This window comes from Labrys wisconsinensis, assembly GCF_030814995.1.
Classification (GTDB): domain Bacteria; phylum Pseudomonadota; class Alphaproteobacteria; order Rhizobiales; family Labraceae; genus Labrys; species Labrys wisconsinensis.
The window spans coordinates 188,585-209,252 of sequence record NZ_JAUSVX010000003.1 but is presented as its reverse complement, the minus strand read 5'-3'; the positions used below and the strand labels follow the sequence as shown (position 1 = coordinate 209,252).

The 20,668-nt window shown below is 68.7% G+C and carries 19 protein-coding genes and 1 tRNA gene; 13 read left to right on the top strand and 7 right to left on the bottom strand.

All coding sequences use genetic code 11. From position 1 onward, the window contains the following. Positions 1-9: 9 nt before the first annotated feature. Positions 10-1,155: a 2OG-Fe(II) oxygenase gene (locus tag QO011_RS10970; RefSeq protein ID WP_307271532.1), complete on the bottom strand. Its 1,146-nt coding sequence runs from the start codon at positions 1,153-1,155 to the stop codon at positions 10-12. Positions 1,156-1,420: 265 nt separating this feature from the next. Between QO011_RS10970 and QO011_RS10965 the strand changes: the two genes are divergently transcribed. Further along, positions 1,421-2,320 (top strand): cation diffusion facilitator family transporter, encoded by a 900-nt coding sequence (locus QO011_RS10965; protein ID WP_307272336.1) that lies wholly within the window; start codon positions 1,421-1,423, stop codon positions 2,318-2,320. A gap of 197 nt (positions 2,321-2,517) precedes the next feature. Here QO011_RS10965 and QO011_RS10960 read toward each other — a convergent pair whose 3' ends face one another. Further along, entirely contained in the window at positions 2,518-3,417 is a 900-nt protein-coding gene (locus QO011_RS10960; protein WP_307271529.1) for a LysR family transcriptional regulator, read from the bottom strand. Positions 3,418-3,526: 109 nt separating this feature from the next. Here QO011_RS10960 and QO011_RS10955 point away from each other — a divergent pair, with 109 nt between their 5' ends. From QO011_RS10955 to QO011_RS10940, 4 genes are all read left to right on the top strand, one after another. Continuing rightward, positions 3,527-4,834, top strand: coding sequence for an MFS transporter (locus QO011_RS10955; RefSeq protein ID WP_307271526.1), 1,308 nt, complete (start codon positions 3,527-3,529; stop codon positions 4,832-4,834). Beyond that, positions 4,831-5,970, top strand: coding sequence for a mandelate racemase/muconate lactonizing enzyme family protein (locus QO011_RS10950; protein ID WP_307271523.1), 1,140 nt, complete (start codon positions 4,831-4,833; stop codon positions 5,968-5,970). Before QO011_RS10955 ends, QO011_RS10950 begins: the two co-directional genes overlap by 4 nt. 136 nt (positions 5,971-6,106) lie before the next feature. After that, complete coding sequence (locus QO011_RS10945) at positions 6,107-6,778, top strand: dienelactone hydrolase family protein (protein WP_307271520.1); 672 nt, start codon at positions 6,107-6,109, stop codon at positions 6,776-6,778. Between the two features lie 26 nt (positions 6,779-6,804). Then, positions 6,805-7,260: a hypothetical protein gene (locus tag QO011_RS10940; RefSeq protein ID WP_307271517.1), complete on the top strand. Its 456-nt coding sequence runs from the start codon at positions 6,805-6,807 to the stop codon at positions 7,258-7,260. 266 nt (positions 7,261-7,526) lie between these two features. On the opposite strand, the gene QO011_RS10935 is transcribed toward QO011_RS10940, so the two are convergent. After that, the gene (locus QO011_RS10935) at positions 7,527-8,048 is read right to left on the bottom strand and encodes a hypothetical protein (RefSeq protein WP_307271514.1); all 522 of its coding nucleotides are present in this window, start codon (positions 8,046-8,048) and stop codon (positions 7,527-7,529) included. Between the two features lie 98 nt (positions 8,049-8,146). On the opposite strand from QO011_RS10935, the gene QO011_RS10930 reads away from it, so the two are divergent. Then, positions 8,147-9,199, top strand: a complete 1,053-nt coding sequence (locus tag QO011_RS10930; protein WP_307271511.1) for a GntR family transcriptional regulator — start codon at positions 8,147-8,149, stop codon at positions 9,197-9,199. Between the two features lie 20 nt (positions 9,200-9,219). Here QO011_RS10930 and QO011_RS10925 read toward each other — a convergent pair whose 3' ends face one another. Beyond that, on the bottom strand, positions 9,220-10,659 hold the full coding sequence (locus QO011_RS10925) for an APC family permease (RefSeq protein WP_307271508.1): 1,440 nt from the start codon (positions 10,657-10,659) through the stop codon (positions 9,220-9,222). A 66-nt stretch (positions 10,660-10,725) separates the two neighbouring features. Then, on the bottom strand, positions 10,726-12,177 hold the full coding sequence (locus QO011_RS10920) for a glutamine synthetase family protein (RefSeq protein ID WP_307271505.1): 1,452 nt from the start codon (positions 12,175-12,177) through the stop codon (positions 10,726-10,728). Positions 12,178-12,506: 329 nt separating this feature from the next. Between QO011_RS10920 and QO011_RS10915 the strand changes: the two genes are divergently transcribed. The 4 genes from QO011_RS10915 to hflX all read left to right on the top strand — a co-directional run bounded on the left by QO011_RS10915 (position 12,507) and on the right by hflX (position 16,779). Next, a complete protein-coding gene (locus QO011_RS10915) occupies positions 12,507-13,883 on the top strand; it encodes an aminotransferase (protein WP_307271503.1) in 1,377 nt (458 codons plus the stop codon). Between the two features lie 126 nt (positions 13,884-14,009). Further along, the gene (locus QO011_RS10910) at positions 14,010-14,870 is read left to right on the top strand and encodes a D-amino-acid transaminase (protein WP_307271500.1); all 861 of its coding nucleotides are present in this window, start codon (positions 14,010-14,012) and stop codon (positions 14,868-14,870) included. A 227-nt stretch (positions 14,871-15,097) separates the two neighbouring features. Next, positions 15,098-15,355, top strand: a complete 258-nt coding sequence (hfq, locus tag QO011_RS10905) for an RNA chaperone Hfq (protein WP_307271497.1) — start codon at positions 15,098-15,100, stop codon at positions 15,353-15,355. A 50-nt stretch (positions 15,356-15,405) separates the two neighbouring features. After that, complete coding sequence (gene hflX, locus QO011_RS10900) at positions 15,406-16,779, top strand: GTPase HflX (protein ID WP_307271494.1); 1,374 nt, start codon at positions 15,406-15,408, stop codon at positions 16,777-16,779. 82 nt (positions 16,780-16,861) lie between these two features. Here hflX and mazG read toward each other — a convergent pair whose 3' ends face one another. Continuing rightward, complete coding sequence (gene mazG / locus QO011_RS10895) at positions 16,862-17,671, bottom strand: nucleoside triphosphate pyrophosphohydrolase (RefSeq protein WP_307272334.1); 810 nt, start codon at positions 17,669-17,671, stop codon at positions 16,862-16,864. A 281-nt stretch (positions 17,672-17,952) separates the two neighbouring features. On the opposite strand from mazG, the gene QO011_RS10890 reads away from it, so the two are divergent. The 3 genes from QO011_RS10890 to QO011_RS10880 all read left to right on the top strand — a co-directional run bounded on the left by QO011_RS10890 (position 17,953) and on the right by QO011_RS10880 (position 19,580). Then, positions 17,953-18,390, top strand: coding sequence for a GlcG/HbpS family heme-binding protein (locus tag QO011_RS10890; protein ID WP_307271492.1), 438 nt, complete (start codon positions 17,953-17,955; stop codon positions 18,388-18,390). A 71-nt stretch (positions 18,391-18,461) separates the two neighbouring features. Continuing rightward, positions 18,462-18,552, top strand: a tRNA-Ser gene (locus QO011_RS10885). Positions 18,553-18,638: 86 nt separating this feature from the next. Then, positions 18,639-19,580, top strand: a complete 942-nt coding sequence (locus QO011_RS10880) for a phosphotransferase family protein (protein WP_307271489.1) — start codon at positions 18,639-18,641, stop codon at positions 19,578-19,580. A 161-nt stretch (positions 19,581-19,741) separates the two neighbouring features. On the opposite strand, the gene QO011_RS10875 is transcribed toward QO011_RS10880, so the two are convergent. Next, positions 19,742-20,590: a LysR substrate-binding domain-containing protein gene (locus tag QO011_RS10875; RefSeq protein WP_307271486.1), complete on the bottom strand. Its 849-nt coding sequence runs from the start codon at positions 20,588-20,590 to the stop codon at positions 19,742-19,744. Positions 20,591-20,668: the final 78 nt, after the last annotated feature.

Here is a 20,668-nt window from a genome sequence, read left to right as displayed (position 1 = left end):
TCCGAACCTTCACCGCTCCGCGACGAGGCCGGCCTTGTACCGCGACGCCTCGCCCTCGATGAACTTCGCATTGTCCTCGCGGATGCGCGCGGCCTCCTCGTCGTAGAGGAACGGCAGGAAGGCATAGCGCCGCCCGCGCGTCACCGGCGACACCGCGTGCAGCAAGGCGCCGGAGAAGACGATGGCGCCGCCCGGCGGGGCCTTGTAGCCGCGGGGCCCGTATTCCGGGAAGCCGAGCTCGCCGCCGTCGAAGTCGCCATTGAGATTGATCGAGACGGCATAGCGCCGGTGGGCGGTGCCCTTGGTCGTGTTGTCGCGATGCGCGCGGAAATGGCCGCCGTCCTCCGCCGCATAGCAGGACACGATATAGCGCTCCATGCGCGTGACCTTGAAGCAATGGACCTTCAGGATCTCCGGGGTCACCCGTCGGATGATCCGCTCCTGCGTCTGCCTGATCAGCGCAGCGTCCTCGATCGTGTAGTCCCGGCGGCGCTTGTGTCCGGGATCCAGGATATGGACGGTCTTGCCGTCGACCTCGCGCATGAACCCGGTTTCGCGGCCGCCTTCGCTCTCGTGGAGGCGGATCAGCCTGGCGCAGAACTCAGGCTCGAAGACATCCGGAAGAACGAGCACGGGCGCGAAGACCTCGAAGCCGGCATATCGTGCCGGCGGCGGCAGGCCCTTCAGGAACGCGAAGACGTCACGGTTGCCGGCCTCATCCAGTCCGAACGTCGCCAGCACCCGCAAGGTGGGGTCGAGGACGATCCAGAACTGGCGGGCGCGAATGGCCGTGCCGGGCTCTGCGTCCTTCGGCACGCAGCCGTAGAGGCGGCTCACCTTCATGTCGAAGTCGTGGAGGTGGCGGATGCCGGGCAGGCTCTGCCGCACCCGCTCTTCGCTTTCGTCACGCGGATCGATCGTCACGCCGAAGAAGCATGCGAAGACGTCGTCGAACAGGTTGCGATGGGCCTGCATCGCCTGCAGGGCGGCACGGCCTCGGGCGTCGCCGGAGGAGGCGAAGAAGCAGAGCACGATGTACCGGCCGGCCGTCGTGTCGAAGGCATAGTTCGGATTGCCGGTCGCCCGCTGATGGAACCATGGAGCCGGGTCGCCGCGGGGGAGATGGACATAGGCGGAGGCAGGCGGTTCGGTCATGGCGGCACCCCCCGATGCGGAGCTCCATCTCAGCCGGCGCAACGGTATCGGGAAAGTGCGTTTTCGCACAGACCTGCAGGGTGCCGTGGGTCGGGGACGCCGTGTTCGGCACCATCGGCTCTCCCGGACCCCTGCGCCCCCGCACAGGCCTCGCTCGCGTCGCCGCTTATCCCCGGCCACATTGTATAGTCTGAGGTATAAATCAAACAAATTGCTGTATAAAATGAGACTTTACGAGGTCCGCCGCGGCGATTATGGGAGGTGCATGAGCCTGTCCCTGAAAATCGCCTCGGCCAGCTTTGCGGTCAGCATCGTCGTACTCTTGATAAAGTACGCTGCTTATCTGTTGACTGGCAGCGTCGCGCTCTATTCGGATGCTCTGGAGAGCGTCATCAACGTCGTGACTGCGGCCGTTGCGATCGTGGCGATCCGCATCGCCGCGCTCCCTCCCGATAAAGAGCACCCCTACGGCCATCACAAGGCCGAATACCTCTCCGCGGTGGTGGTGGGCGCGATGATCGTCGCTGCCGCGCTGGCGATCATGCACGAAGCCTATCTCGCCTATCTCGCGCCGAAGGCGCTCGACGCGCCGCTCCTCGGGCTCGCCGTCAGCAGCATCGCGACGGCCTTCAATGCCGCGTGGAGCGCCGTCCTCGTCCGGCAGGGGCGCAAGCATCGCTCGGCTGCCCTGGTCGCCGACGGCAAGCACCTCCTCGCCGACGTCGTCACCTCCCTCGGCGTCGTGGTCGGCGTCGTGCTGGTCGTGCTGACCGGGATCCATGTCCTCGATGCCGCCATCGCCGCCCTCGTTGCCCTGCACGTGCTGTGGAGCGGCTGGGAGGTGATCCGGGACAGCGCCAGCAGCCTGATGGACGAGGCGGTCCCGGCTGATGAATTTGCGACCATCCGGGCGGTCATCGCGCAGAATACCGGCGCGGCGCTCGAAGCGCATGATGTGCGCACTCGGCACGCCGGCAAGGTCACCTTCATCGAGTTCCATCTCGTGGTGCCGAGCTCGATGACCGTGGAGGCCGCGCACGACATTTGCGACCGCTTGGAAGCGGCGCTGAAGAAGGCCGTTGCAGGCGCGGTCGTCAACATCCATGTCGAGCCGGAATACAAGGCCAAGCACGCCGGGGCATCCGTCGCTTCCGCCGTGTCGTGACGGGACGGCGGCATGGCTTCGCCGTCCATGCGAAAGCCGCCCCAGTGGACGACCGGGGCGGCTTCGCGCGGACCCCTGCCAGGCGCCTGGCAGGTCCCATGCGCACGGACCTTCGACGGGCCGGCGGGCGCATGCTCCGCAGTGCCTGTCCAACGGCTGATGGGGAGAAATGTTCCTTGCTGCCGGCCGGACGCCGCCTACCGGCCCCGGAGATATCCGATCTGCAGCACGATCTTCCTGATGATGGCCGTGACCGCCTGAATCTTGACGTCCTCGTTGCCGCTGCGCACTGCGACGAACAGGCGGCCGTCATCGACCGGCGGGACAGTCGGGACGAGTTGGATCGAGCCGTCGGCGATCTGCCGCGCCACCATGCGCTCGGGCAGGAGGCTCATGCCGATGCCCTCGGCCACCAGCTCGGCGATGACGGCGACGCTCGAGCACACGCTCAGCCGTGACGGGGTGAGGCCGGCGGCGGCGAACCAGCCGGTGATCTGGCGGTGCATGGCCGAGGGCGGCGGGTTGGAGATGATCGGCAGCGACCAGAGATCCTGAGGGGCGAGCGGCCCCCGGAGGCCCCAGGCGCTCGGAGCGGCCCAGGCCGTGGGCTGGGCGCCGAGCGCCGCCAGGGTCAGGCGCTCGTCGCCGATGGGATTGAGCAGCACCGCGACGTCGAGCGCGTCGCGCAGCAGCTGCGCCTCGAGGGTCGTGCTCGTCGATACGGCCCATTCCGGCTGCAGGCCGGGATGGTCGTTCAGCAGGGCCGCCAGCAGCGGCGGCAGGCAGGTGACGGCAAACCCCTCCGCCAGGCCGACGCGGATCGGGCCGACGATCTGCTTCATGGGATCATGGCCGACGATGCCGCGCAGCTCCGCCATGACGGTCGCGATCCGTGGCAGGAGGGCGCGTCCCTCGGGCGTGGCGCGTACCCCCCGGCCGGCCCGTTCGAGCAGCGCGATGCCGAGGAAGTCGCTGAGCTCCTTCAGCCGCAGCGAGATCGTCGGTTGCGCGATGTTGAGATGGCGGGCCGCGCGCTGGGCCGAGCCGAGCTCGACCGTCCAGAAAAACGCCTCGAGCTGTGCGAGCGACGGCCGCATATTGATTTTTCCAATGTATTGAGTTTTGAACATCCCATTTGATTGGAAAAGTCAAACAAACAATAACCCTCCCGCTCGAGCGGCCGAGACCGCGAACGGGAGGGGGACGATGGAAGAACGACCGGACATCATCGCCAAGGCGGCATGGCGCATCCTGCCGATCATCATCGTGGCCTATTTCGCGGCGTTCCTGGACCGCGTGAACATCGGCTTCGCCGCCCTGACGATGAACAAGGACCTGGGGTTGTCCGCATCCGAGTTCGGGGTCGGCGCCGGCATCTTCTTCCTCGGCTACATCGCCTGCGAATTGCCCAGCAACCTCGCTCTCGTCCGCTTCGGGGCCCGCCTCTGGATCGGCCGGATCCTGATCACCTGGGGCATCCTCTCCGGCCTGACGGCCCTGGTCTGGAACCTGCCGAGCTTCGTCATCGTGCGGCTGCTGCTGGGCGCGGCGGAGGCAGGCTTCTTCCCCGGCATCATCTTCTTCATGACGCTGTGGTTTCCGCGCCAATATCGGGCGCGGATGTTCGCGATCTTCAACATCGCGGTTCCGATGTCGTCCGTCATCGGCGCGCCCGTCTCCGGCCTGATCGTCGAGACCATGGCCGGCGTCTGGGGCCTCGCCGGATGGCAATGGATGTTCATCATCGAGGCCGCGCCCGCGGTCGTCATGGGCTTCGTCGTTCTCCTCGCCCTGCCCGAGACGCCGCGCACGGCGACCTTCCTCACGCCGGACGAGCGCGAATGGCTGTCGCGCCGGCTGGAGGCCGAGCGGGCCGCGCAGGAATCGCGTGGCCGGTTCTCCATCGGCAAGGCGCTCGCCGATCCGCGCGTCCTGCTGATGTGCTTCATCGCCGTGGGCCTGGTGATGGGAACCACGGGGATCGCGATCTGGATGCCGCAATTCGTCAAGGCCTTCGGCCTGAGCAACCTGCAGACCGGCTTCGTCACGGCCATCCCGGCCGCCTTCATGGCCATCGCCATGGTCGTGGTCGGGCGTCATGCCGACCGGACGGGCGAGCGCGTCTGGCACGCCGCCGGGCCGTTCCTGGTGAGCGCGGCGGGCTTCCTCATGGCGGCGCTGACCGCCTCGCCCGTGCTCGGGCTCATCGGCCTGACCATCGGCGCCGCCGGCATCGGCGGAGCCTCGCCGAACATCTGGATCTTCCCGACCACGCTTCTTACCGGGGCCGCCGCGGCCGCCGGCATCGCCATGATCAACTCGATCGGCAGCATCGGCGGCTTCTTCGGACCCTCGATCATCGGCTGGGTGCGCGATGCCACCGGCGGATTCGGCGGCGCCCTGGTCTTCCTGGCGGTCGCGATGGCCGTGACGGCCGGAGCGATCCTGGTGCTCGGCCACAGCATGCGCGATCTCATCGGCCCCGCCTCGCGCCCGGCCAAGGCGGCGCCATGACCATCGAGACCGTCAGGCTCTACCATCTCGTCGCGCCGCTGCCGGAGGCGATCGGCAATGCGCTCGTCTTCTTCCAGTCGCGGGAGACGCTGCTCGTCGAGGTCGTCGACCGCTCCGGCGTCTCCGGATGGGGGGAGACCTGGGCGCTGCCGCGAGCGGCGGCTGCCGTCATCGAGACGCGGCTCGCGGCGGCCGTGCTCGGCGAGGATCCGCTGCAGGTCGGCCGCCTCTGGCGCCGGATGGGCGCGCGCGCCGGCGCCGAAGGCGTGTCGCGCATGGCCGTCGCCGCGCTGGACATGGCGCTGCACGACCTCGCGGCGCGCCTGAGCGGCGTTCCGCTGTCGACCATGCTCGGCGGCGCGATGCGCGATCGCGTGCCCGCCTATGCCAGCGGCCCCTTCTTCAAGCCGGGCGGCAACCCCTATCGCGACTTCGAGCGCGAGGTGGCCCTCTATCTCCAGGCGGGCTTCAAGGCGGTCAAGCTGCGCAGCGGCTTCGATCCCCGGCAGGATGCGGCGGTGGTGGCCGGAATCCGCCGGCTGATCGGCGAGGAGGCGACGCTGATGGTCGACTTCAACCAGGCCTACCGCCCGCGCGCGGCGCTCGATGCCGCCACGCGCATGACGGAGGCGCGCCTCCTCTGGGTCGAGGAGCCGACGACGCCGCAGGACCTCGAGGGCTATCGCATGCTGGCGGGTCTGCTGCAGCCGGCGCTGGCGGGCGGTGAGACCTATACCGAGGCGAGGACCTTCCTGCCCTTTCTGGCCTCGGGCGGCATGGATGTGCTGCAGCCGGACATCGCGCTCTGCGGCGGCCTGTCGGGCGTCGCCCAGGTCGCTGCATTGGCCGAGATCCATGATCGACCGGTGGTGCCGCATGTGTGGGGCAGCTCGGTCAATCTCTACGCGGCGCTGCATTTCGTGGCGGCGCAACCCGAGATGCGCATCGGCGCGTCGCCGCCGATGCCCTACCTCGAATATGACATGGGACCGCACCCGCTCTTCGATGCCCTCGGACGCCCACCGATCAACCCGGACGGCACGGTCACCGTCCCGGACCAGCCCGGGCTCGGCATCAGCCCGCGGCCGTCCGCCTTCGAGCCGCTGGTGGTCATGGCGCGCGAGCTGGTCGTCTGACCTGCCCGGCGTCATGTTCTGACGATCCCACAGGGGTCGCCTTGCGCGATCACTCCACTGTGAAGCGTCTGCGCTTGCAGAGGACGAACGCATTGCGTCTGGTATCGCCGGTTCCATCTGGATCGGAGCAGGCGACATGGGCGAACGGATCAAACTGACGACGGTGGATGGCTTTTCGCTCAACGCCTACAGGGCGGCGCCGAGCGGCAAGCCAAAGGGCGGCGTGGTGCTGCTGCAGGAGGTGTGGGGCCTCAACAGCTGGATCCGCAGCGAGGTCGAGCGCTATGCGCGCGAGGGTTATCTCTGTGTCGCGCCGGCGACGATGGACCGCCTGGACTACGGCTTCGAGAGCGAGAACTACGGCCCGGATCATTTCGCGACGGTCGGGCAGCTCATGAAGGCGTTCGACCCGACCAAGGCCCTCATCGACGTCGAAGCCGCGGTGCACGAGGCCGCGAGCGCCGGCAAGGTCGGCGTCACCGGCTATTGCTTCGGCGGCGCCCTGACCTGGCGCGCGGCCCATGCCGGTCTCGGCCTCTCCGCGGCGTCGGCCTATTATGGCGGCGGTGTGCCGAACTATATTGAGCTCGCGCCGAAGATTCCGCTGGAGGCCCATTTCGGCGAGAACGACACCGGCATCCCGCTCGACCAGGTGGAGGCGCTGCGCAAGCGCTACCCCGGCGTGCCGATCTATCTCTATCCAGCCGGCCATGGCTTCTGCAACAGCGACCGGCAGGTCTATGACGAGGCCAGCGCCGTGAAGGCCAACGCCCGGACGCTCGCCTTCTTCGCGCAGCACCTGGCTTGAACGGCGGCCTCGCCCGGGCGGCACCGATGTCGCAGGCGCTCGCCGGTGCGTTCGCGCAGATCGAGGAAGCCTTTGCCGCTGCCCGCGCGCACCCGCTGTCCTCGCGCAAGACGCTGCTGGTCGCGGTGCTCGTCGACAATGTCTGCGATCACGCGTTCGAAGCCCTGCGGTGGGCGGCGCCGGCCCGGGTGTTCCATGCGGAAGACGTCCTCGCCTTCCGCGCGCGGCTGAGGAGCGAGGAGCCGGCGCTCGGCCTGATCTTCGATCTCTGCGCCGCGGCGCCCGATGGCCCCCGCCTCGAGACGCGTGCCGTCGCGGTCCCGATCGAGGCGTATGGCCGCCTCTCGATCGAGGACTTCATGGTCAGCCTCTACAACGCCAACACGGTGCAGCGCGTGATGATCGTTGCGCCCGGCGGCCTCGCGCGCCTTGCCCACGAGGTGCTGAGCGAAGCCATGGCCTATCTCAGGACCTGGGAGTGACGGATGCCTCGCCGATGATGGCTCCTCGCCCTAAGGAAACGTTGGCGAATAAATGAATCGAAGTAGCGCGGGGAACCCCTCTCCCGGCCGGGAGAGGGGCAGGGGTGAGGGACTGAGCATTACCGGAAAGAGAGGAGCGTTTTACCTGCCGTTGCTTGAGCCTGCATTTTGCTGGTGACGCGTTTAGACCCTCACCCCTGCCCCTCTCCCAGCCGGGAGAGGGGATCGTGCCCTTATCATCTGAAGCACTTATTTGTGGACAACGCCTAACGTCCGTCCCGCTTCGCCTGGGCGACGCTCGCAGCCTTGCGCAGGCGGCCGAGCTCCATCGGGCGGATCAGGTCCTGCCGGCGTTGGCTCGCGACCGCGCGCATACCCTCATGGGCGTGCCGGCTGTTGAGGGCCGGGCTGGTCTTCTCCGCAGCCTGCTTCATCGCCAGGGCCTTTTGCGCGCTGGCGACCAGCGCAACGCTGGCGGCCATCCGGTTGCGGCGCTCGACTTCGCCGTTCAGCCGCCGCACCGCCATCGCCAGGACGGCCAGCTTCAGCTTGGAGCCTCCGTCCTCCTTCGACGGCGCGGCGCCCTTCGGCGCCGCCTTGCCACGCATCTCCCGGCGGCGGCGGTCGGCCTGCGTCTTCGCCTTCTCGCGCCGCTCGCGCACCAGCTTCACCAGGTGGGACAACTCCGCGTCGGGCAGGCTCTGCAGCGCCGGATGATGGGACTTTTCCACCAGCTCACGCTCGTCCGCATTCAGGGCCCGCGCTTCCTCCTTCCGGGTCATCGCCATCGGCTGTGCTCCTTGTCGGTTCGGTTTCCTCAGGCGCTCGTCGCCTGACCATAGCATGGGGTGGTGACCGCGTTCGATCTTTCGAGCCTCGCGCAGACATGCACGGCCCAAGGCTCGGGCACCCCCCGGGCAGCCTCAATGCAAGACGCCCTCAGGCGAAGCGTTTTTTTGTGGTAAAAAGCATCGCGCCCGGATGCAGCACCCGCGTCCGGGCGTTGTGGCGAAGCAAGGATGCCGGCCTCGTGATTGCGCTGACCCCTCTCCAGGCCCGGATCCGGGACCACCTCGACGTCCAGTTTTCCCGCGCGCTCACGCCCGGCGACCGGGTCAACGAGGCCGAGATCGCCGACCAGCTGGGCGTATCGCGGACGCCGGTGCGCGAGGTGCTGCTGCAGCTCGCGGCCGAGGGCGTGGTCGAGTACCAGCCGCGCCGCGGCTTCCGTCTGCTGCGTTTTTCGCAGGAGAAGAAAGCCTTCGAAGCCGCGGACGGCGGGTCGCTCGACGACCGGGTGATGCGCGACATGGCGCTGGGCGCGCTCGACGCCGTGATCAGCGAGCGGGCGCTGATGCAGCGTTACGGCGTGCCGCACGGGACGCTGGTCTCGACGCTGCGGCGGCTGATGCGTGACCAGCTCGTCGAGCCCTCCTTCGGCCGCGGCTGGATCTTTGCGGATGTCGGCCCGGCGGCGCTGGCCGACAGCTACCGCTTCCGCCAGATCGTCGAGCCGGCGGCGATCCTGTCCGACGCCTATGCCCCCGACGCCGGGGCGTTGCAGGCGCTGGACCGGGAGCACGCCGAAGCCATCGAGGCGATCGACGGGATGGCGCGGCGGCGGCTGTTCGACCTCGACGCCCGGTTTCACGCCCTGGTCGCGCGCGGAGCGAACAGCCAGTACCTGACCCACGCGATCGAGCGGCAGAACAACATCCGCCGCGTCAACGAATATATCGGCTTCATCCGGCTCGAGCGGATCCGGCACTCGATGGTCGAGCATCGCGGCATCATCGCCGCGGTGCTGACGGGCGACCGACAGCTCGCCTCGGCCCTGATGCGCGTCCATCTGCAGGTCTCGGAACGCGAAACCTTCCTGCATCTGAGCGACGACCTGGAACTGGTCCGGACCGGCCGGGTGCGCCTGCACGAGGATTGATCGGCCGGTCCGCCGACCCGTCAGGTTTCCTGGGTGCCCAGCGCGGCGTCCGGGCCGAGCCGGAAGAACGCCGCCCCGGCCCTCAGCCGCGCGACCACCATGCCGAGGACGCTCGCGGCCGTGATGGCGATCAGCGACCACAGCGCCATCGGGTCCAGCTCGACGGTCGAGCACGCGGCGACATAGAGCAGCGTCGCCGCGCCGAGCAGCGGCACGAGGCCGAGGCTGACCAGGTTGCCGAAGCTCGCCGTGACGATGCGGCGGAACGCCCAGCTCGTGGTCAGGCCGGTCACCGCGTAGAACAGCGCGAACATCACGCCGACGCAGCTCACCACTGCGTCGAAGGCCCCGCTGACCGAGGAGACGAAGACGTAGACCCAGGTGGCGGCGATCATCACCACGCCGAAGACGATCGTCGCCTTGGCCGGGGTCCGGTAGGTCCGGCTGATCTCGCCCAGGGAGGCCGGCAGCAGGCCGTCGCGGCTCATGGCGAAGGAGATCCGGGCCGCGGCGACCAGGAAGGCCTGCGTCGTGCCGAGGATCGACAGCACGATGGCGAAGGCCATGACCTTGTCCCAGGGCGAGCCGACGAGCTGGTGGGCGATGAAGATCAGCGCCGAGTCCTGGTGGGCGGCGATGTCCTTCAGCGAGGCCGCGCCCTGCAGCGAGACGACGAGGACGGCGTAGTAGACGCCGAGGATGGCGACCGACCAGATCGCCGCCTTGCCCGGGTTGACCTCCGGCCGCTCGGTCTCCTCGTTGAGATAGATCGAGGTGTCCCAGCCGGTGAAGAGATAGACGGCGATGATCATGCCGGCGACGATGCTGCCGCCGCCGGCGATCCCGGAGGGCATCAGCCAGTCCCAGCTCGGCGTCACCGTGCCCTCGCGCTTCAGGACGAAGACGACAGTGACGCCGACGACGCAGAAGCTGATCAGGATGGCGTGCTCGATCAGCGAGATCACGGTCTGGAAGCGGGCGGTCACGTGGATGCCGACCACCGCATAGACCATGGTGATCCCGCCCAGGATGGTGGCGGACAGCGCCTCGCCCCAGGCGTTGGAGACGTCGGCGAAGCCCAGCAGGGTGAGGACGGAGGGGCCGATCGGCAGGATGTCGCTGACCGTGCCGAGCACATAGCCGGCCAGCATGATGCAGCCGACGAGATAGCCGAGATAGGGACTGACCGCCCGGCCGACCCAGGCATAGGCTCCGCCGGCGTTCTGGTGCCACATGTTGAGCCGGTGATAGGACCAGGCGATGGCGAGCATCGCCGCCGTGGTGGCGAGGATGGATAGCCCGCCGGCATAGGCGGTGGCCGGGATCAGGAGGCCCAGGGATACCGCCGTGGCCTGGCCGGGCGCCGAGGCCGCAATCGAGATCAGGACGCTTTCCCAGACCCGGATGGCGCCGGCCTGCAGGCCCGGCGCGGCTGGGGATTCGGCATGCGGGGTCGTCATCGTGTCACCTCTGGTTTGCGGGGCGTCGTGCGGGGCTTCGGCCCTCTTCGGTCTGGCCGTGCGGCGTCAGCACCGTTCGAACAGGCGCAGCCTTTCCCAGTCCGTCACGGCGCGCTCGAAGGCGCCGAGCTCCCAGCGGCCGCAGTGGAGGTAGTGCTCGAAGGCCTCGTCGCCGAAGGCCTGGCGCAGCACCGCCGACCGCTCCAGATGCCCCAGCGCCTGATGGAGCGTTCCGGGAATGCGGGGCATGTCGTCGGCGAGATAGGCATCGCCCTCGTAGGCCGGCGGCAGGGCGAGCCGCTGCTCCAGGCCGGCCAGCCCGGCGGCGATCAGCGCGGCGAAGGCGAGATACGGGTTGGCGTCCGCGCCCGGCACCCGGCATTCGAAGCGCAGGCCCTTGCCCGTGCCGAGCACCCGGAACGATGTCGTCCGATTGTCGATCGACCAGGCGAGGCGGGTCGGGGCGAACGTCCCGGCGCTGAAACGCTTGTAGGAATTGACGTTCGGGGCGAAGAAAAAGGTCGCGGCGGGCGCATGCGCGATGGCTCCGGCGAGGAAGTGCCGGAAGGTCTCCGACATGCCGGCGGGGGCCCCGGCATCGGCGAAGACGGGCCGATCCGATGCCCGCTCCCGCAGCGACAGGTGGATGTGGCAGGAATTGCCGGCAGCCGACTCGTCGAGCTTGGCCATGAAGCTGACCGCCCGGCCCATGCCGTGGGCGATCTCCTTGCAGCCGTTCTTGTAGAGGACGAGCCGGTCGCAGGTCTCCAGCGCCTCGGCGTGCTGCAGGTTGATCTCCTGCTGGCCGGCGCTCCATTCGGCCTTGGAGCCCTCGACGGGAATGTCCGCCCGCTCCATCAGGTTGCGGACGGCGCGGATATAGGGCTCGTCCTTGCTGGTCTGGAAGATGTGGCCGTCCTCGGGATACCAGCTGGAGGCCTTCAGCCCCTGATAGGACTTGGCGCGGGCCGCCTCGAAGCTCTCGTTGAACAGGTAGAACTCGAGCTCGGCGGCCATGTCCGCCACCAGGCCCAGGGCGTCCAGCCGGGCGAGCTGCCGGCGCAGCATCTGGCGTGGTGAGTGGACGAGGGGCAGGCCCTCGCGCGTCGTCACATCAGCCAGCACGATCGCGGTGCCGGGCAGCCAGGGCAGCGCCCGCAGCGTCGCCATGTCGGGCACGAGCGCGAAGTCGCCGTAGCCCTTCTGCCAGGACGCCGCCTGGTAGCCGGGCACCTGCGTCATCTCCATGTCGGTGGCCAGGAAATAGTCGCAGAAGAGCTGCGGGCCGCAGCGTGTCTCCAGGAAGAAGCGCCCGGTCAGGCGCTTGCCGATGAGACGGCCCTGCATGTCCGTCATCGCCACGATCACCGTGTCGATGGCGCCCTCGCCGACGGCGCGCGTCAGCTCGCCCAGGCTGAGCCGGCCGCCGAGGCCCTCCGCCCGCGCCTCCGGTCGCCCCGCGGCCGGGCCGGGCAGCACGCCAACGCCGCCGCCCATCGAGAACGCGTCATCCTTCATTCCCTCGCTCCTTCGGTCCGATGCCTTCCTTCCGGCAGGTGCCCTGCAGCGGGGAGGAGATCGTTTGTTCATTGTGCTTTTCAAGCGAATTAGGCATTCGTGGCATTCGGCAGGATGGTCGCGATCCGCGTCGCATTCTCCTGCAATCCACCTCGATTCTCCTGCAGTACCGACTGGGAACCGATAGGCCTCATCTTGCGCACGATCGGATGTCGAGCACAAGTGTTCGTTCGACAGAAAAGTGTTTTTAGTTTGAAAAACGCAATTTTGCCCGTTACAGTCCGATCCCGGACGACCACCATCCCAACAGACTGACCGGAGGTTTCCCCATGAACGCGCCAGCCCAATCCTGGGAGCGCCGCGAGATCGGCAGCTTCTTCCATACCTTCACCGACCTGCCGTCCCTGCGGGAGGCCGGACCGGTCGTCTTCGCCCGGGGGGAGGGGGCCTATGTCCAGGACACGGCGGGGCGTCGGTATTTCGAGGCCAATTCCGGCCTGTGGAACATGACGCTCGGCTTCAGCGAGGCACGCCTCGCCGAGGTCGCCCGCCGGCAATATGCGGCCCTTCCGGGCTACCACACCTTCTTCGGACGCAATTCCGGGCCGACGGTGGAACTCGCCGAGCGCATGCTGGCGCTGGCGCCGGTGCCGATGAGCCGGGTGTTCTTCACCAATTCCGGCTCGGAGGCGAACGAGTCGGTGGTCAAGCTCCTGTGGCTGATGTGGGCGGGCGAGGGGCAGCCCCGGCGCCGCAAGCTCATCACCCGCCGCAACGCCTATCATGGGGCGACGGTGATGGCCTCCAGCCTGACGGGCAAGGACTATGTCGGCGCCTTCGGCCTGCCGGGGCCGGAGATCGTCACGCTGGGCTGTCCGCACGCCTGGCGCTGCGCGGCGCCGGGCGAGGACGAGACCGCCTTCGTGCGCCGGCTCGCGGCCGAGCTGGAGGCGACGATCCGCGCCGAGGGCCCCGACACCATCGCCGGCATGTTCGCCGAGCCGGTCATGGGCGCCGGCGGCGTGATCGTGCCGCCGGCCGGCTATTTCGCCGCGATCCAGCCGATCCTGCGCGGGCACGGCATCCCGCTCGTCGCCGACGAGGTGATCTGCGGCTTCGGCCGCACGGGCGAGCTCTGGGGATCGCTGGCGGTGGGGCTCCTGCCCGACATCGTCGTCGCCTCCAAGAGCATGTCGGCCGGCTATTTCCCGATGGGAGCGGTGATGCTCTCGCCGGAGATCGACCGGCGCGTCACGGCCGCCTGCGAGGCCTGGGAGGAGTTCCCGCACGGCTTCACCACAGGCGGCCATCCCGTCGGCTGCGCCATCTCCCTGGAAGCGATTCGCATCATCACCGAGGACGGCATCCTGGAGAACGTCCGCAGCGTGGGCGCGCGCTTCCAGGAGGGGCTGCGCACGCTGGCGCGGCATCCGCTGGTCGGCGAGGCGCGCGGCATCGGACTGATGGGCGCGCTGGAAATGGTGTCCGACAAGGAGACGAGGGCGCCGTGCCCGGGGGAGTGGCGCATCGGCGAGCGGATCGCGCGGATGGCCGGCGAGCGCGGCATGATCATCCGCCCGCTCGGCTCCTCGGTGGTGCTCGCGCCGCCGTTCATCTCGTCGGCGCAGCAGATCGACGACCTCGTGGGGGTGCTCGGCGCCATCCTCGACGAGATCGAGGCCGGGCGCGGCCGTCAGGCCGCGTGAGGCCGGGGCGGGGGGCGCGAGAGGCCGGTGGACATCTCGCACCCCCGCGTGCACGGTCTTGGCGCGGCGGCGAGGACGTGGTTTTCATGCGCGTCGCCCGCTGTTCCATCCTGTCTCGGATCGCCCATGAGCCGCATCGCCTATGTCAATGGCCTCTATGTCCCGCTGCGGGAAGCCTGCGTGCATGTCGAGGACCGCGGCTTCCAGTTCGCCGACGGCGTCTACGAGGTGTGCGAGGTGCACCGCGGCCGCATGATCGACGAGACGCGCCATCTGGAGCGTCTGAAGCGCTCGCTGCGCGAGCTGCGCATCGCCATGCCGGTGGCCGAGAGCGCGCTCAAGGTCGTTCTGCGAGAAACCATCCGGCGCAACCGCGTCGTCGAGGGGCTGGTCTACATGCAGGTGACGCGCGGCGCCGCCCGCCGCGACTTCGTCTTCCCGGCCGAGGGCACGCTGCCCTCGCTGATCGTCATCGCCCGCCAGACCGACCGGCAGAAGGCCGATGCTGCGGCTGCCGCCGGCATTTCGGTGATCACCACGCCGGACAACCGCTGGGAGCGCGTCGACGTCAAGTCGGTCTCGCTGCTGCCCAACGCCCTGGCGCGCCAGAAGGCCAAGGAGCAGGGTGCCCGCGAGGCCTGGTTCTTCGACGAGGAGGGCTATGTCACCGAGGGCGCGGCCAGCAATGCCTGGATCATCACCCCGGAACGGACGCTGGTGACCCGCCCGGCCGAGTTCGGCATCCTGCGCGGCGTGACGCGCACCACGCTGCTCGACCTGGCGCGCCGGGAGGGGCTGACCGTGGTCGAGCGCCCCTTCACCGTGGCGGAGGCGAGGGCGGCGCAGGAGGCCTTCATCACCGCGGCCACGGCCGTCATCACCCCCGTGATCCGAATCGACGGCGCGCCGGTGGGCGACGGCAGGCCGGGGCCGCTCGCCGCCAGGCTGCGCGCCGCGTTCCACGAGGTCGCCGAAGCTGCGTCGTGAGGCCGCGGAGGCCGCCGAATCAGCGTTGGGGTCACGAGATTGGGAACGCAATCCCGTCCCGCGCAACCCTGCTGCGGGAAACTTTTGCTTGCGTGCGTCGTCGTCCGCGCCGACTATGGGGGCGATTGCATGAAGTCATGCTTCGCCGTGCGGGCCGGAGGCCTGGCCGTGCGGTTGTGGCGTTGTCCGCGGGCCAACCGCGGCACGGTAATTTGGTCGGGGGTCTTATGGCGGCGGAACGAGCACAAAATCTACAGGACACGTTTCTCAACAATGTCCGCAAGAACAAGGTGCCGTTGACGATCTTTCTGGTAAACGGCGTGAAGCTTCAGGGTGTCGTGACGTGGTTTGATAATTTTTGCGTGTTGCTCCGTCGTGACGGGCATTCCCAGCTCGTCTACAAGCACGCCATCTCCACCATCATGCCCGGCCACCCGATCCAGCTCTTCGAGGGTGGTGAAATCGAAGGCGCCGACAAGCTCTGAGCCTGCGGTCCGGGCCTGCCGGTGGAGCGTTCTGCCGGAAAGGTTCCGTTGTGAAGCCTGAATCATCGAAGTCCGACGCGGCCGCCAAGGTCGCTCAGCGCGTCGATGCGCACGAGCTCGAGGTTGCCTCGGGCACGCGCACCTATGTCGTGGTGCCGATCCTGTCCCGACGCCCGGGCGAGGGCGGGCCCTCGCGGTCGCCGGCCGCGCGGCTGGAGGAGGCCGTCGGCCTTGCCGGCGCCATCGACCTCGCCGTGGTCGGCTCCGGCCTGGTGACGCTCGCCGAGATCCGCCCCGCCACCTATATCGGCAAGGGCAAGGTCGAGGAGATCGCCGGACTGGTCAAGGCCGAGGAGATCACGCTCGTCCTGATGGATTGCGCTCTCTCCCCGGTGCAGCAGCGCAACCTGGAGAAGGCCTGGGGCGCCAAGGTGATCGACCGCACCGGCCTGATCCTGGAGATCTTCGGCCGCCGGGCCCGCACCCGCGAGGGTGCGCTGCAGGTGGAGCTCGCCCATCTCAACTACCAGAAGGGCCGGCTCGTCCGCTCCTGGACCCACCTGGAGCGCCAGCGCGGCGGCGGCGGCTTCCTCGGCGGCCCGGGCGAGACGCAGATCGAGTCCGACCGCCGGCTGCTGCAGGACCGCATCGTCAAGCTCGAGCGCGAGCTGGAGCAGGTCAAGCGCACCCGCGCCCTGCACCGCTCCAGCCGGCGCAAGGTGCCGTTCCCGATCGTGGCGCTGGTCGGCTACACCAATGCCGGCAAGTCGACGCTGTTCAACCGCCTGACCCGGGCCGAGGTGCTGGCCCAGGACATGCTCTTCGCCACGCTCGACCCGACGCTCAGGGCCCTGAAGCTGCCGCACGGCTCGAAGGCGATCCTGTCCGACACGGTCGGCTTCATCTCCGACCTGCCGACCATGCTGGTCGCCGCCTTCCGCGCCACGCTGGAGGAGGTGATGGAGGCGGACGTCGTCCTGCATGTCCGCGACATCTCCCACGGCGACACCGACGCCCAGGCGGCGGACGTGCGGGCGATCCTCGGCAGCCTCGGCATCGACGGCTCGGACGGCCGCACGCTGATCGAGGTCTGGAACAAGGTCGACCTCCTCGGCGAGGTCGAGCGCGAGGCCCTCATCACCGCCTCGCAGCGCGACGGCGCCGACCGGCCGATCGTGGTCTCGGCCCTGACCGGGGAGGGGACGGGGCTCCTGCTGGAGCGAATCGAAGGCCTGGTCTCGGCCGGGCGGCTGACGCTCGACGTCGACGTGCCGCCCTCCGACGGCGCGGGCCTCGCCTGGCTGCACAAGACCTGCGACGTGCTGTCGCGCGAGGCCGGCGAGGACGGGGTCGTGCACGTGCGCGTGCGCGTCGCGCCCGAACGCGTCGACCAGGTGCGCCGGCGCTTCGGGCTGGCCGCCTGAGGGGGCTCGGCGAGCCACCGGTCGATCCGCGGCTCGTCGCGCTGCACGATGTGCGCAACGGGCTCGGCGTGGCGCGCGCGCCTCAGAGCCCGTGCCGCTTCGCCTCGTTCCACAGCCCGTCCATCTCCTCCAGCGAGGACCCGGCGGGCGCGCGGCCGCGGGCGGCCAGCGCCGCCTCGATGAAGGCGAATCGCCGCTCGAACTTGGCATTGGCGCCGCGCAGCGCCGCCTCGGCGTCCACGCCGGCGTGGCGGGCGACGTTGGCGACGGCGAACATCAGGTCGCCGATCTCGCCGGCGAGCGCGTCCTGCGGCGCGCCTTCCTCGAGCGCGGCCTCGATCTCGTCCGCCTCCTCGCGCACCTTGGCCAGCACGGTGCGGATGTCGTTCCAGTCGAAGCCGACCTTGCCCGCCTTCTCCTGCAGCTTCACCGCGCGGGTGAGGGCGGGCATGCCGAGCGGCACGCCGGCGAGGACGCCCTCCGGCGCCGCCCCGTGCCGCGCCGCGCGCTCGGCCTTCTCCTCGGCCTTGATCGCGCCCCAGAGCGCCTTCACCGCCTCCGGCGACAGGGAGCGGGCATCGCCGAACACGTGGGGATGGCGGCGGATCAGCTTGGCCGTGATCGCCTCGACCACGTCGGGGAAGGCGAAGGTGCCTGCCTCCTCGGCCATCCGGGCATGGAACACCACCTGCAGCAGGAGGTCGCCGAGCTCGTCGCGGAGGTCGGCGAGGTCGCCGCGGGCGATGGCGTCGGCCACCTCGTAGGCCTCCTCGATCGTGTAGGGGGCGATGGTCGCAAAATCCTGCTCCAGGTCCCAGGGGCAGCCGGTGCCGGGCGTGCGCAGGGCGGCCATGATCTCGATCAGGCGGGCGATGTCGCGGCCGGGCGTCATCGGCGGTGTGTTGGCATCATCCATCGGGGCTTTCCGCACGTCCCTTCCTCGTGTTGTGCATCCGACGCCTGGTTCCTGACCATCGTGTCGGAAGCACAACACAAAGCGTTGAAACAGCGAGTGTTCCGGGCTGACGGTTCGGAACGAACCGTTGGAGTCGGAACATTAGCCGATCGGGCGTGAGGGCGGGAACCGCTTCCGAGCGATAATTTGCCGCCGCCCCGCCGGGAGGGCCCGCAGTCGTGCTATGAGCGGGCGCCTGCGTACCGGGAGGCCCGCCGATGACCGCACCGCCTCAGACCTCGGCCCCGCCGCCCTATGGCGCGCCCATCTCGCTGGACAGGGCCAAGGCGGTGATGGAGGCCGCCGAGGCGGAGGCGACGCGCGAGGGCTGGTCGATGGTGATCGCCATCGTCGATTCCGGCGGCAACCTGGTGATGGTGCACCGGATGGACCAGGCCCAGCTCGGCAGCATCCTCGTCGCCCAGCAGAAGGCGGAGACGGCGTTGCGCTTTCGCCGGCCGACCAAGGCCTTCCAGGACGCGGTCGCCGACGGCGGCATGCATCTGCGCCTCCTGGCGATGAGCAACGCCCTGCCGCTGGAGGGCGGCCTGCCGCTGATCCACGACGGCCGCATCATCGGCGCCATCGGCGTCTCCGGCATGGCCTCGGCCCAGGACGCCCAGGTCGCTCGCGCCGGACTGGTGGTCCTGGTCTGAGCTGCGGGGCGCGAACAACGCGTGTCAACCCCTTGCCAAGCCCGTCCGTATTGTCTATCCGAGGCCCCCACGGAGATGTGGCCGAGAGGCTGAAGGCACTCGTTTGCTAAATGAGCATACCCCACAAGGGTATCGAGGGTTCGAATCCCTCCGTCTCCGCCATTCTGCTTCGCGCTTCGTGAGATTTGCGCGATATCCAAAGCGAAGCAGGTCGCCGGCATCCGGGCGAAACAGGCGACCATCGGACCATGCGATCGATCGAGCCCTCTCTCGCCCTGGCCGCGGAGTTGGCCGAAACCGCCACGGGGCAGGTCTGCCGGGCGGTCCGCCGATTCCCGACAGGTGTCGCCCACCACGTGTATGAAGCCTGGATGGCGGGAGGCACCAGCGTCGTCGTGCGCATGGGACGGCCCGAGGACCGTTCAAGCCTGGCCGACGGCGTCGATCTCAACGGAAGGCTGAGACCGCTCGGCGTGCCGCTGCCGCGCCTGCTGGCGACCGGGCTGGACCACCCGCTGCCCTGGGTCATGCAGGAGCGGTTGCCGGGCACGGACCTCGCAGACGTCGTCGACGAGCTGTCGGCCAGCCAGCTGGCCGGCTTGGCGGACGGCGTGGCGCGGGCGCAGGCGATCGTCGCGAGCCTTGGTGGCGCCGGACGCCATGGCTACGCCGCCGCTGCCGAGCTGGCGCCCCATGCCGGGTGGGCGGCCGTGCCGGAAGCCAATCTCGACCGATCCCGCGATCGAATCCTGCGCGCCGGCCTGTTCGATCTTGCGCCCCTCGAGCTGGCGACGGAATGGCTCCAGCGCCTGAGGAGCGAGCTCGACGCCGTCGTGGCCACGCCCTTCCTGCACGACACCACGACCCGCAATGTCATCGTGGCTTCAGGCGCGCTCTCGGGGATCGTCGACGTCGACGATCTGTGCTTCGGAGATCCCCGCTATGCCCCGGCCCTCACCCTCGCCGTGCTGATGGCGCACGGTCGGGCCGACACCTATGTCGCGGCCTGGATGCAGGCGGCCGGCCTGCGCGACGACCGTCTGTTCCGGTTCTATGTGCTGCTGTTCCTGGTGGATCTCATGAGCGAGCACGGCCAGCGGTTCAACGGCAACGAGCCGATGTCCACGCCGCAGGACCGGACGATGCTGCTGCGGGCCTTCGGGCAGGCGCTCGAGCGGCTCACGGCCTGACCGCGGCCGGGCTTGTCGCCCAGGTCTTCAACTCCGCCTCCAGCCGCGCCGTCGCCTCGCGGATCGAGCTGGCCGAGAAGCTGTGCCCGCGCACTTCCTCGGTGTCGGCACGATCGATCCCGAGCCTCGCACCGGCCGATGACGCAGCACAAGCTTCGGAGTCATTTGAGGCGACTGTTCCGAGCGATGAAGTCGGCGAGGTAGTAGGATTCGCCCGACGCCCCGGAATGGGCATACAGCCCGACATCGATACGGGGCGATCGGAGAAAGGCATCGGCACCATCCAGCATGCGGCAGTCGTCGGGCACGGTGGCGGCAATCATCGGCCCGACGCCGATGCCCACACGCACGGCGGTGATCATCGCCACCAGCGTGGAGGCTTCGCAGACGATGGTCCATTGCAAGTTCCGATTGGCTAGCGCAGCCATGGCCGGCGCGCGCCAGGGGCACGACTCTTCGAACATGATGATCGGCAGCGGCGCGTCGCTGGAGAAGGCGATGTCGGAGCGGGCGACCCAGCGCAGTTCTTCGTTCCAGACCAGAATCGGCTTGCGGTTGATCTGCGAGACGTCGCAGATCGTCACATCGAGCTTGTCGCTTTCGAACATGGCGGCGAGGCGCCGATTCGATTCGACGATGATGTCGATGTTGACCTTCGGGTTCCGGTCACGGAACGCCTTGAGGATATGGATGAGTCGTGTCGCCGCGAAATCCTCGACCACCCCGAGCCGCACGCGTCCTTCGATCGGCGTGGCCTGCAGCCGCCGGCGGACTTCCTCGTTCAGCGCCAGTATCTCGCGCGCATAGGTGATCAGGAACTGGCCGTCGGCCGTCAGCGTCAGTCCCCGCGAGGATCGCTCGAACAACTCCTTGCCGAGCAGATCCTCCAGCTTGCGGATCTGCATGCTGACCGCAGCCTGCGTCCGGTTGAGAGTGGCTGCAGCACCGTTCACAGTGCCGATCTCCGCGGCGGTCAGAAAGGCGCGGAGGAGATAGGGGTCGAGGTTCATCGTTCACGTATATTTATAACGCCGCGAAGGGTCGTTCGAGAATAACCTATAGGTTGCATATACTTATGCACGATCGCC

Coding starts and splice junctions, on each gene's coding strand:
- QO011_RS10970 (WP_307271532.1), bottom strand. CDS start 1,155: ATGACCGAACCGCCTGCCTCCGCCTATGTCCATCTCCCCCGCGGCGAC.
- QO011_RS10965 (WP_307272336.1), top strand. CDS start 1,421: ATGAGCCTGTCCCTGAAAATCGCCTCGGCCAGCTTTGCGGTCAGCATC.
- QO011_RS10960 (WP_307271529.1), bottom strand. CDS start 3,417: ATGCGGCCGTCGCTCGCACAGCTCGAGGCGTTTTTCTGGACGGTCGAG.
- QO011_RS10955 (WP_307271526.1), top strand. CDS start 3,527: ATGGAAGAACGACCGGACATCATCGCCAAGGCGGCATGGCGCATCCTG.
- QO011_RS10950 (WP_307271523.1), top strand. CDS start 4,831: ATGACCATCGAGACCGTCAGGCTCTACCATCTCGTCGCGCCGCTGCCG.
- QO011_RS10945 (WP_307271520.1), top strand. CDS start 6,107: ATGGGCGAACGGATCAAACTGACGACGGTGGATGGCTTTTCGCTCAAC.
- QO011_RS10940 (WP_307271517.1), top strand. CDS start 6,805: ATGTCGCAGGCGCTCGCCGGTGCGTTCGCGCAGATCGAGGAAGCCTTT.
- QO011_RS10935 (WP_307271514.1), bottom strand. CDS start 8,048: ATGGCGATGACCCGGAAGGAGGAAGCGCGGGCCCTGAATGCGGACGAG.
- QO011_RS10930 (WP_307271511.1), top strand. CDS start 8,147: ATGCACGGCCCAAGGCTCGGGCACCCCCCGGGCAGCCTCAATGCAAGA.
- QO011_RS10925 (WP_307271508.1), bottom strand. CDS start 10,659: ATGACGACCCCGCATGCCGAATCCCCAGCCGCGCCGGGCCTGCAGGCC.
- QO011_RS10920 (WP_307271505.1), bottom strand. CDS start 12,177: ATGAAGGATGACGCGTTCTCGATGGGCGGCGGCGTTGGCGTGCTGCCC.
- QO011_RS10915 (WP_307271503.1), top strand. CDS start 12,507: ATGAACGCGCCAGCCCAATCCTGGGAGCGCCGCGAGATCGGCAGCTTC.
- QO011_RS10910 (WP_307271500.1), top strand. CDS start 14,010: ATGAGCCGCATCGCCTATGTCAATGGCCTCTATGTCCCGCTGCGGGAA.
- hfq (WP_307271497.1), top strand. CDS start 15,098: ATGGCGGCGGAACGAGCACAAAATCTACAGGACACGTTTCTCAACAAT.
- mazG (WP_307272334.1), bottom strand. CDS start 17,671: ATGACGCCCGGCCGCGACATCGCCCGCCTGATCGAGATCATGGCCGCC.
- QO011_RS10890 (WP_307271492.1), top strand. CDS start 17,953: ATGACCGCACCGCCTCAGACCTCGGCCCCGCCGCCCTATGGCGCGCCC.
- QO011_RS10880 (WP_307271489.1), top strand. CDS start 18,639: ATGCGATCGATCGAGCCCTCTCTCGCCCTGGCCGCGGAGTTGGCCGAA.
- QO011_RS10875 (WP_307271486.1), bottom strand. CDS start 20,590: ATGAACCTCGACCCCTATCTCCTCCGCGCCTTTCTGACCGCCGCGGAG.